Source organism: Corynebacterium kalidii (assembly GCF_022869005.1).
Taxonomy (GTDB): Bacteria; Actinomycetota; Actinomycetes; order Mycobacteriales; family Mycobacteriaceae; genus Corynebacterium; species Corynebacterium kalidii.
The window spans coordinates 1-9853 of sequence record NZ_JALIEA010000004.1 but is presented as its reverse complement, the minus strand read 5'-3'; the positions used below and the strand labels follow the sequence as shown (position 1 = coordinate 9853).

Here is a 9853-nt window from a genome sequence, read left to right as displayed (position 1 = left end):
GTGTGGGAGAGTAGGTCGCCGCCGGCATTGTTCTTTTGTGTGGTGTGTGGTTGCAGCAATCGTTGTGGTTGTTGTGGTCACACACCACTTTTTTTTATGCGTGTGTGTTTGTGCGTGGTGGTACCCCTTGGGGTGGGGTGGGTGCCGGTGGGGTGGGTGCACCCCGACGGGGGGTTTGTCGGGGTGGGTGGGTGTCTGAACGGGCGTCACACCAGGGGTATGACGCCCTACGCCCCGAGCAGGGCGGGGATGACTTAGAAGTCGGTGGAGGTGTAGGCGGTGTGGAACGTCCGTTCATCGCCGGTGACTGGGTCGGTGAAGATCATGCGGATTGCGGTCAGTGCCATGGGTTGGTCGAAGTCCTCGTCGGCCACCGACGGAACAAACGGAAGCGCGCCGTCGACATCCCAGAGCGCAGCGTCGCTGAGCTCGCCGTAGAGGGGGTCGGCAACGATCGGCGTGCCGAACAACTTCATGTTCACCCGCAGTTGGTGCGTCCGCCCGCTGTGGGGCTCCAGGGTCCACACCACCCGTTGCACGCCGTCAGGGCCCGTGGCGCCGAGACGGACCCCGGTGACCCGGGTCTCCGCGTTCGGGACATCGTCGGTGAGGAACGTCGCCATGCGGCCACGGAGCTTCACCATGTGGTGACGGAGCGTCCACGGATCGCCCGGAGTCGGTTCACGGTAGTCACCCGCCGCACTTCCTGCGGCGAACGCGCCTTCGGGTACCGGGAGGCGAACCAGGTCGTCGGAACCTGTCCGGGCGCCCCCGAGCCGCTCGGCCCACCCCGGCGGTGCCGGGGTCACCGCCTCATAGGTCTTCTGTACGCTGCGGCTCTCGAAGAGACGCTGGTATGCCCCACGGACGTCCTGTCTCGTCGTGAAGAGCAGTACCCCGCGGGTCAGACGGTCGAGTCGGTGCGCCGGGGACAACACGCTGATCCCGAACTGACGGCGTGCGCGGACGACAGCCGTCTCGGTGATGTGCTGGCCGCGGGGCAGCGTCGACATGAACGGAGGTTTGTCGACGACCAGGAGGCGTTCGTCCCGGTACAGTTCACGGAGCTCGCCGGGGACACGGCGCTCCGGCGCTGGCCGTCGGTAGAACCAGATGAACTCACCGGCGGCCACCTGTTCGTCGGGGGCTAGGACGTGGCCGTTGTCCAGGCGCACAGCTCCGTCGGAGAAGCGCTCGAGGACCGCCGACAGGTCGTCCGTCGGGTCGTGGTGCTGTTGGGTGGCGATCAGCCGCTGGACGACCTCCAGCGCCGGCGCCTGGACCTCGACCCGGACGCGCGACGGGTTGAGGCCGTCGACTATTGGGAGCGGTGGATTTCTCAGGCTATGCTCCTGTCCATGGATATCTCACAGATCATTGACTTTCTTCAGACGACGCTCGGCCAGGCTGTCCTCGGGGCCGTGGAGACCGTCTACGAGTTCCTCTTCCCGAGCAACGCCCCGGGGGCACCGAAGCCCTGAGCCGGAGTGCCCGACGTCGGATAACTATACCTCCCCCACCTACCCCCGGTGACCGGACCCGGAGCGGCGCGGCTACCCCTGAATGGGAGGTTTGCTGCAATGAACCTCTCATCGGGGGATAATGGAGGTGCAGAAGGAAGCCACCTACCTGAAAGGGGTTCCGAGATGTCGGACGCCAAGGCCACCAATGAAATCGTCGTCGCAGTTGACGGCTCTGACGCAGGCGCCGCCGCCGTCGCCTGGGCAGCCAACGCCGCTTCCAAGCGACACGCTCCGCTGAAGCTCGTCACCGCCTACACGATGCCCCAGTTCATGTACGCCGACGGGATGGTGCCCCCTCAGGAGCTTTACGACCAGCTCGAAGAGGAGGCGATGGCGAAGATCAACGAGGCGCGCGAGGCGGTCCGCGCCTTCGACGAGAACATCGAGGTCAGCTACTACGTCGCAGAGTCTACCCCCATCGACCTGCTGCTGCAGCTGTCCGAGGAAGCCGACATCATCGTGATGGGGTCGCGTGGGCTCGGTGGCCTCTCCGGCTTGGTCCTCGGCTCGGTGTCGTCCGCCGTTGTCTCGCACGCGTCCTGCCCGGTGGTGGTGGTCCGGAAGGACAATGACGTCTCCCCGGGCAACAAGTACGGGCCCGTCGTCGTCGGTGTGGACGGCTCGGACGTCTCCCGTGCAGCCCTCGACTACGCGTTCCGCGAGGCGGACGCCCGCGGGACGAAGCTGCGTGCGGTCCACAGCTGGGCTGACGCACAGGTCCAGACGAGCCTTGTCGGGCTCGCCGCTGTGCAGAGCCAGCTGGACTCGATGTCCGCCCAGGAACGCCAGATCCTCCGGGAAGAGCTCGCCCCGATGCGCGAGAAGTACCCCGATGTCGAGGTCGAGGAGGTCGTCGACCGCGACCGTCCCATCCAGGTGCTCAAGGACAACTCCGAGGACGCGCAGCTCCTGGTCCTCGGTTCCCACGGGCGCGGCGGATTCCGGGGCATGCTGCTCGGCTCCACCTCACGGGCACTTCTGCAGTACGCCCCCTGCCCGATGATGGTCGTGCGTCCGACGAAGTAGCCGTACGTCGAGCACCACCGGTGCCACCCCCGTCGACAGGCTCTCGGGGGTGGCACCTGCTTGTGTAAAATACGGTTGGAACGGCGGGTATGTCCCGTCGACAGAACTACCCCGCATATATGGAGGGACGACATGGCCAGCTCCGGTTCCACGACGACCGAGGGCAGTGGTGCATCCCCGTCCAAGGCGAGGAAGACGGCGAAAAGCCCGTCGACGTCACGTCGCCGTAACCGTCCGGGGCCGCGTCAGCGGCTGCTGGCCAGCGCGACGCACCTCTTCACCACCGAAGGCATCCGTGTCATCGGTATCGACCGCATCCTCCGGGACGCCGATGTCGCGAAGGCGAGTCTCTACTCACTGTTCGGCTCCAAGGACAACCTCGTGGTGTCCTATCTGGAGGAGCTGGACAAGGACTGGCGCGACCGCTGGCAGAAGATGTGTGAGGACCGGCCGAAGCCGGAGGACCGCATCCTGGCCTTCTTCGACATGTGCATCGCCGAGCAGCCGGGCGAGAACTACCGCGGTTCGCATTTCCAGAACGCCGCCAGTGAGTACCCGCGGCCGGACACCGACAGCGAGCACCGTATCCGCGCCGCCGCCCTCGAGCACCGCCGGTGGTGTCGCGACACCATGGCGGACCTCCTCACCGAGAAGTTCGGCTACGCCTCCCGTACCCTTGCGGACCAGCTGATGGTCTTCCTAGACGGCGGCATCGCGGGGGCGAAGATGAACCGCACCGTCACTCCCCTGGAGACGGCCCGTGAGCTCGCCAAGCAGCTGTTGTACACCGCCCCGATGATGTACTCGATCTGACCCGACCGCGACCCGGTGGTGCCGGGAGGTCAGTGGTCGAGGCGGTGACGGCCCCGGTAGGGGCGGTGGGGCGCCTCCTCGTCCGGCTCGGGACGGCGGTGCCTGCCGCCACCGGAGGTCGGTGCTGCCGTGGGGCGCGCGTGGGCGTCCTGTGACACCGGCGTGTTCTCCGCGGCGTCAGCCATGTCAGCCACGTCAGCCACCTCGGCGACGGGATCTGCGCGGTGCTCCGGCGCCGTTCCCGTGTCCGTCCCCGGCGTACCGGTGTCCGTAGCGCCGGCTTCCGCATTCGCCGCCTTCTTCTCGGCGATCGCCTGGCGTTGCAGTTCCCGCTGCTGTGCGCGACGTCGCGCGCGTTCCAGCTTCTCGCGCTTGACGATTCTGTCCGTGGCCTCCCGGTCGGCGGCCTCCTCCTGGGCGAGCCGGTCACGTTCGGCGATCGCCTGGGCGCGGATGTCGTCGAGGGACGACTGCCGCAACGTCGCCTTGAGCTCCTTGTCCCGGGCGGCACGGGCCCGTGAACGTTCGGCGAAGTCCTTCCCCGCCTGTTTGATCTCCCGGCGCCGCCGCTTACGTGCGGCACCGACCTCGGCGCGGTGCTGCCGGAATTCCTCGGAATAGGGCACCTGGCGGTCCAGTACGCGGTGCAGGCTGATGTTCTGCGTCATCGTCCACAGGTTGTTCATCACCCAGTAGCACATGATCGCCGCGGGGGCGGGCCCCGCGAGTCCGAAGACGATCGGCACGAGGATGGCGACGGGTGCGAGGAAGAATAGGAGTTTGAACGTGGCGCGCGCTGTGCCGTTGTTCTCGTCGAGCGTCATCCAGTTACGGTAAATGGAATACGCCATATTCAGCGTGGTGAATACCGCGGCGGTAATGCACAGCGGGAGGGCGAACGCGAAGACCTCGCCGCCGGTGGTACCCAGAAAGGTGAACTGCTCGTCCGACATCGTCGAGTACGCGGCGAGGGGGATGCCGAAGATATCGGCGTCGAGGAAGTGTCCCACGTCCTCACCGCTGAGGGCGCCGATTCCCGCGTGGGTGGTCGCCTCCAGGTCGGAGGGTCGGGCGACCTGGAGGAGAATGCGGTACAGGCCGATGAAGAACGGGATCTGGATCAGGGTCGGTACGCAACCGTCCCGAATGCGGTAGCCGTTCGTGAGTTGCAGCTCGCGCCGTTTCTTCAGCAGCTCTTTGCGCTCGGGTGGGCTGAGCCGGTCCCTGTACTCGTCATCCAGCGCCGCCAGTGCCGGCCGCAGGTTCACCAGAATGCGGGTCGAGCGGTAGGCACGGTAGGCGAACGGTACGAGGAAAAGGCGGACCGTGAGCACCAGGAGCGCGATCGACGCGGTCCACGCGGTGGTGTCGGAGGTGCCCATGGCGGTCAGCGCCATGTGCCACAGCTTCATCACTGCGGATACCGGGTACTCGATGAACTCCACGTGTCGAGGATACTGTGTTTCCCCGGACAAAGACGTGGCGGAGGGGTTATTCGGTGCCGGTTCCGGCCACCTGCAGGTCAGATGGACGGCTCTCCCGCCGGACAATGCTCGTCACCCCCGGTACCGTACCCGCACCCCGCCCCACCCGTGCGGGGCCGGCCGGGGCCCAGCCGGGGGAGAGACTCAGCGGTCGGCCGGGTTGGCGGCCTCGTAGGCGTCGATCACTTCGCGGGCGATCTGGCCGCGGCTGGAGACCGTGAGGTTGTTGTCGCGTGCCCACTCGCGGATCCGGCGGTTACGGCCGGAATCGGACTTGCCGGTGTTTGCGGCGGGGCGGCCACGGCCACGGGCGCGGGTGACCTTCGTCCCTGCGGCGATGTACGGCTCAATGGTCTCGGCGAACTTCTGCGCGTTCTCCTCCGACAGGTCGAGGACGTAGGTGGAACCCTTGTAGCTGAATTCCACCACGTTCACTTCGTCCGCGGTGAGTGCCGTGTTGTCGAGATCGTCGAAGAACTGGGTGACTTCTTTACGTGCCATGGTTTCCGATGCTTCCTTCCGGAGGATGACGCTATTGGATAGGGAAATTATGGCATAGGTACATGCCGCTATCCGGAAGTGTAGCGGAGAGGGCGGTGAATTGTCACCTCTGATTACCGGAAAGATCAGGCCTTTTCAGCAAACTGCCGGTCCAGCAGATCCAGCTCCGTGGAAACACTGGACGTGAGGTTGCTGGTCTGCGACGCGGACATTCCGGAGGCATTGTCGAGGGAATTCTCCAACTCGTCGAGCCTGGCGTTCGCGTCCTTCACGAAACCGGCCGGCAGTTTCCCGTGCGAGAGCCGGAGACGCATGTCGGCGATCCGGGCGCGCTGGGGTGCGCCGACGCCGACGAAATTGGAGAATTCCGCCGTGGTGCCCCGGCCGGTCCCCTGCTGGGACAACTGGGTGAATGCCCGGTACACCAGTGGAATGGCGACCGGCAACAGCGCGCGGACCGCACCGGTGTAGCGCAACATGGTCTTGGCGTTGAACCGCCCGGCCTTGAGCTGCTGGACAGTGGCCTCGGCCAGCTTCGCGTCATGCTTGCGCTGCGCCTTCAGGTCGCGGGCGTCCTGCTTACGAACCTTGCGGGCCATCTTCTGCAGGTACTCCTCCTTCTTCCGGTCCAGCTTCGCGGTCTCACGGGCCTCGGTCCGGGCCTGGACCTTCGCCGCTTTGTAGCTCGCCCGTTTCTCGTGCCGCCGCTGTCGTGCCGAGGTGAGGATTCCCATAACCGATATGCTCCCGTGCCTGTCGTTGTGCCGCCTGATGCCGGCCGTTTTCTCCGTGCCAGTCTACTCAATAGTATGTGGGCGTATGTGGGAGTATGAGGGCACCGACGCGACGGCGGCTCCGGCCCCGGTCACCCCGGCGGACCTGACCGGCTGCCGGCACCGCCGCGTCCTCACCCGTGCCCTGCCTTCCGGGCGTGTGTCGGCGGAGTCCACGCCGGACGGGATCGTCGACCGCGTCGTCAGCAGGTACCGTGCCCGGTTGCGACGAGAGGCCGTCGCCGCGACGCTGCCCCGGGAGCCGCGCTTCGGCGAGCGGCTCGTCCCCACCCGTGTCGACGTCGACGACGACGGGACCGCCGAGGAGCAGACGCTGGAGGCGTTGGCCGCCGGTACCCGGCTCATCGTCGGCGGGCGTCTCGCGGACGGCGCACTGGCCTGCGACGTCGACCTGCTCGTCCGTACCGACGCCGGCACGGGCCCCACCACCGACATGACGTACATGCCGGTCACCGTCACCTCCCACACCGTGGCTGCGACGGCGGCACCGCGCGCGCCGCGCCGCGACACCGGGGTCCGGGTGGTCGACGTCGCCGCACTGGGCCTGGCGCGGCCCCTGCCGGCGGACCTCAAGCACCGGAGTACGCCGGTGGACTCGCAGAAGGTCGCGGTGGCCCATGTCCTCCTCGGGGTCCTGGGGCTGGCCTCCGGTGACGTCGGTTTCATCGGCGGGGACCTCGCGCGGTGCCTGGTGATCCCCGCCGAACGGGTGGTGCCGGGATTCGTCCGCGCCCTGGAGGCCCCCGTCCCGGAGGCGCCGACCCGCGTGCGCGAGTGCGGCACCTGCTGGTTCCACAACCACTGCCGGGCCCGTCTGCTGCGCACCGGGGACCTCAGCCTGATGCTGCCCGGCGACCGGGCGACCCGGTGGCGCGAGCAGGGCATCGACACCCTCGGCGAACTGGCGGAGGCCGGGCACGGCGAGACGTCCGCGCTGGCGACCGCGTGGCTGGCCGGCGTGGGCTATCTGCGGCGCCCGTTGCGGCGGTGGATCGTGCGGACCGATCTGTGGTGCGGGCACCCCTTCCGCATGCCCGCACGCCTGGTGGACGGCGAGGAGCCGATGGCCGAGGAACGTGCCGACGCCGTGGAGATCGACGTGGACATGGAGGCGCACCCGGACCGCGGGACGTTCCTGTGGGGCGCATTCGACGGGTCGGTCTACCGCTCCTTCACGGATTTCGGACGCTCCGGCGACGACGGGCGCCATGTGGCGGCCTTCTGGACGTGGTTGTCCGCCCGACGCGCCGCCGCCGCAGAGGAGGGGCGGGTCTGCCGGGTCTACTGCTACTCCCAGCAGGGGGAGAACCACTGGCTGCGCCACTACGCACGACGGTACGGCGGCACGCGGTACCCGTTGGCCGACGGCAGGGTCGCGGAGATGCCCACCGCGTCCGAGGTCGACGACTTCCTCGCCTCCGACGAGTGGGTGGACGTCTTCGACCTGGTGCGGGCCGCCGTCGCGGCGAACTCCTCACTGGGGCTCAAGGCGGTCGCCCCCCTCGCCGGGTTCACCTTCAGCCAGGAGGACGTCGACGGGCGCGTTGCCGTGGACCTGTTCGAGGTCGCCGTCGGCGGGGACGGGGCCGCCGCGTCGGCGGCGCAGCGCACCCTGGAGCGCTACAACGCCGACGACTGTTTCGCCACCGCCGCCGTCCGGAACTGGCTGCGGCGGGGCGCGCCGGGAATCCCCGCGCTCTCTCAACCGTTGGACAGGGTATGAACTTCCTCGACCGCATCATCGCGATGAACGCAGCACAGTCGGACGGCCCGTTCCGGGCGGAGCGGCCGACCGCCGACACCGCCCTGTCCGGTGGCAGCCACCCGGTGCTGGAGAACCCCCGTCCCCACACCGTCCTGGGGACACCCGTCACCGGACCGTGGAAGGAGGGGCAGGAGCACGTGGTCGTCGGACTGGGGTGTTTCTGGGGGGCCGAGAAGCTGTTCTGGCAGCTGGACGGTGTGGAGTCCACATCGGTGGGCTACGCCGGCGGCTACACCCCCAACCCGACCTACCGGGAGGTCTGTACTGGACGGACGGGCCATTCCGAGGTCGTGGACGTGGTGTTCGACCCGGAGCGGATCGATGTGCGCGCCGTGATCCGCGCCGGGCTGGAGAACCACGACCCGACCCAGGGCGACCGGCAGGGCAACGACCTGGGGTCGCAGTACCGGTCGGTGATCTACGCGACCACCCTGCGGCAGCGCGACATCGCGCGCGAGGAGGTGGAGGCCTACGGGAGGAAGCTCGCGGAGGCGGGCTACGGTGCGGTCACCACGGAGGTCTCCCTGTTGTCGGAGACCCCGGCCGGGGAGTACTACCTCGCCGAGGACGAGCACCAGCAGTACCTGGACAAGAACCCCGGCGGTTACTGCCCGGTCCACGCCACCGGCGTGACCTGCGGCTAGAGCCGGTATCCGGCCGCGGTGGGCTCCCGTCAGTCTCCGGTTGATTCCGGTCAGCCCCGGCCGACCTGGGCGATGTCGGCGCCCAGTACGTCGACGAGGTCCCCGGGCGCGATCTCGATGTCGAGGCCACGCCGGCCTCCGGAGACGAAGATCGTGGCGTGGTCCCGCACGCTGGCGTCGACGACGGTGGGCAGGGCCTTCTTCTGCCCGACGGGACTGATACCGCCGACGACGTAGCCGGTGGAGCGTTCCGCGTCGGCGGGGTCCGCCATCGCCGCCTTCTTCGCCCCGAACGCCGTGGCGACGGCCTTCAGGTCGAGCGTCATCGTCACCGGGACGACGGTGACCGCCAGGCTCCCGGCGTGGCGGCCACCGTCCAGGGTGACCAGAAGTGTCTTGCAGATGCGGTCGGTCTCCACGTCGCCGAGGGCTGCGGCGGCCTCCGCACCGAAATCCGTGACACCGGGGGTGTGCTCGAAGGTGTGCACGGTGAACGCGGTGCCCGCGGCATCCAGGGCGAGTGTGGCCGGGGTGCCGCCGGTGCTGCTCTTCGTCTTCTTCCTGCTCACCTGCGCCAGTCTACCGGCGGTGACCGACGGCGCCGGAAACCGCAGAACCCCGCTCCCCGGTAATACCGGGGGCGGGGTCGGTCGACGGGCCGGGCCGGACACGGCCCGTCCCGGAAGGGGGGAACGGAGGTCAGGCCTTGGCGGCGGCGAAGCGCTCGGCGACGTCGTCCCAGTTGAACACGTTCCACACGGCCTTGACGTAGTCGGCCTTGACGTTCTTGTACTGCAGGTAGAAGGCGTGCTCCCACATGTCGAGCATCAGCAGCGGGGTGAGGTTGACCGAGATGTTGCCCTGCTGGTCGGTGAGCTGCTCGACGACCAGGCGGCCGGCGATGTGGTCGTAGCCCAGCACGGCCCAGCCGGAGCCGTAGAGGCCCAGGGCTGCCGAGGAGAAGTGGTCCTTGAACTTGTCGAAGGAGCCGAAGTCGCGGTCGATGGCCTCGGCGAGTTCGCCGGTGGGCTCGCCGCCGCCGTTGGGGGAGAGGTTCTTCCAGAAGATGGAGTGGTTGGTGTGGCCGCCGAGGTTGAACGCGAGGTTCTTCGACAGGGCGCGGATCTGGTCGGGGTTGGTGCCGTCTTCGCGGGCCTTCTCCAGGGCGTCGAGGGCGGTGTTGGCGCCGGCGACGTAGGTGGCGTGGTGCTTGTCGTGGTGCAGCTGCATGATCTCGGCGGAGATGTGCGGCTCGAGGGCGTCGTAGTCGTAGGGGAGGTCGGGAAGCTCGTACACAGCCATG

Annotated in this window: 11 protein-coding genes; 5 read left to right on the top strand and 6 right to left on the bottom strand. The window is 68.0% G+C overall.

Features of this window, described 5'->3' with window-relative positions; translation table 11 throughout:
• Window positions 1-254: 254 nt before the first annotated feature.
• Complete coding sequence (locus MUN33_RS00110; protein ID WP_369414908.1) at window positions 255-1175, bottom strand: pseudouridine synthase; 921 nt, start codon at window positions 1173-1175, stop codon at window positions 255-257.
• Window positions 1176-1358: 183 nt separating this feature from the next.
• Between MUN33_RS00110 and MUN33_RS14020 the strand changes: the two genes are divergently transcribed.
• The 3 genes from MUN33_RS14020 to MUN33_RS00100 all read left to right on the top strand — a co-directional run bounded on the left by MUN33_RS14020 (window position 1359) and on the right by MUN33_RS00100 (window position 3362).
• On the top strand, window positions 1359-1481 hold the full coding sequence (locus tag MUN33_RS14020) for a hypothetical protein (protein WP_255804823.1): 123 nt from the start codon (window positions 1359-1361) through the stop codon (window positions 1479-1481).
• Between the two features lie 165 nt (window positions 1482-1646).
• Window positions 1647-2549, top strand: a complete 903-nt coding sequence (locus MUN33_RS00105) for a universal stress protein (protein WP_244802878.1) — start codon at window positions 1647-1649, stop codon at window positions 2547-2549.
• A 132-nt stretch (window positions 2550-2681) separates the two neighbouring features.
• Complete coding sequence (locus MUN33_RS00100) at window positions 2682-3362, top strand: TetR/AcrR family transcriptional regulator (protein ID WP_244802877.1); 681 nt, start codon at window positions 2682-2684, stop codon at window positions 3360-3362.
• Between the two features lie 29 nt (window positions 3363-3391).
• Here the strand turns inward: MUN33_RS00100 and yidC are convergent, their stop codons facing one another.
• The 3 genes from yidC to MUN33_RS00085 form a co-directional block, all read right to left on the bottom strand.
• Window positions 3392-4807: a membrane protein insertase YidC gene (gene yidC / locus MUN33_RS00095; protein ID WP_244802876.1), complete on the bottom strand. Its 1416-nt coding sequence runs from the start codon at window positions 4805-4807 to the stop codon at window positions 3392-3394.
• Window positions 4808-4990: 183 nt separating this feature from the next.
• Window positions 4991-5347: a histone-like nucleoid-structuring protein Lsr2 gene (locus tag MUN33_RS00090; RefSeq protein WP_244802875.1), complete on the bottom strand. Its 357-nt coding sequence runs from the start codon at window positions 5345-5347 to the stop codon at window positions 4991-4993.
• A gap of 125 nt (window positions 5348-5472) precedes the next feature.
• Window positions 5473-6081, bottom strand: coding sequence for a DUF6474 family protein (locus tag MUN33_RS00085; protein ID WP_244802874.1), 609 nt, complete (start codon window positions 6079-6081; stop codon window positions 5473-5475).
• Between the two features lie 85 nt (window positions 6082-6166).
• On the opposite strand from MUN33_RS00085, the gene MUN33_RS00080 reads away from it, so the two are divergent.
• Both MUN33_RS00080 and msrA read left to right on the top strand, forming a co-directional pair.
• A complete protein-coding gene (locus MUN33_RS00080; protein ID WP_244802873.1) occupies window positions 6167-7864 on the top strand; it encodes a ribonuclease H-like domain-containing protein in 1698 nt (565 codons plus the stop codon).
• A complete protein-coding gene (gene msrA, locus MUN33_RS00075; RefSeq protein ID WP_244802872.1) occupies window positions 7861-8550 on the top strand; it encodes a peptide-methionine (S)-S-oxide reductase MsrA in 690 nt (229 codons plus the stop codon). Before MUN33_RS00080 ends, msrA begins: the two co-directional genes overlap by 4 nt.
• A 50-nt stretch (window positions 8551-8600) precedes the next feature.
• Here the strand turns inward: msrA and ybaK are convergent, their stop codons facing one another.
• Window positions 8601-9119: a Cys-tRNA(Pro) deacylase gene (gene ybaK / locus MUN33_RS00070; protein ID WP_244802871.1), complete on the bottom strand. Its 519-nt coding sequence runs from the start codon at window positions 9117-9119 to the stop codon at window positions 8601-8603.
• A 130-nt stretch (window positions 9120-9249) separates the two neighbouring features.
• Complete coding sequence (locus MUN33_RS00065; protein ID WP_244802870.1) at window positions 9250-9852, bottom strand: superoxide dismutase; 603 nt, start codon at window positions 9850-9852, stop codon at window positions 9250-9252.
• Window position 9853 lies beyond the last annotated feature (1 nt).

Coding starts and splice junctions, on each gene's coding strand:
- MUN33_RS14020 (WP_255804823.1), top strand. CDS start 1,359: ATGGATATCTCACAGATCATTGACTTTCTTCAGACGACGCTCGGCCAG.
- MUN33_RS00105 (WP_244802878.1), top strand. CDS start 1,647: ATGTCGGACGCCAAGGCCACCAATGAAATCGTCGTCGCAGTTGACGGC.
- MUN33_RS00100 (WP_244802877.1), top strand. CDS start 2,682: ATGGCCAGCTCCGGTTCCACGACGACCGAGGGCAGTGGTGCATCCCCG.
- MUN33_RS00090 (WP_244802875.1), bottom strand. CDS start 5,347: ATGGCACGTAAAGAAGTCACCCAGTTCTTCGACGATCTCGACAACACG.
- MUN33_RS00085 (WP_244802874.1), bottom strand. CDS start 6,081: ATGGGAATCCTCACCTCGGCACGACAGCGGCGGCACGAGAAACGGGCG.
- MUN33_RS00080 (WP_244802873.1), top strand. CDS start 6,167: ATGTGGGAGTATGAGGGCACCGACGCGACGGCGGCTCCGGCCCCGGTC.
- msrA (WP_244802872.1), top strand. CDS start 7,861: ATGAACTTCCTCGACCGCATCATCGCGATGAACGCAGCACAGTCGGAC.
- MUN33_RS00065 (WP_244802870.1), bottom strand. CDS start 9,852: ATGGCTGTGTACGAGCTTCCCGACCTCCCCTACGACTACGACGCCCTC.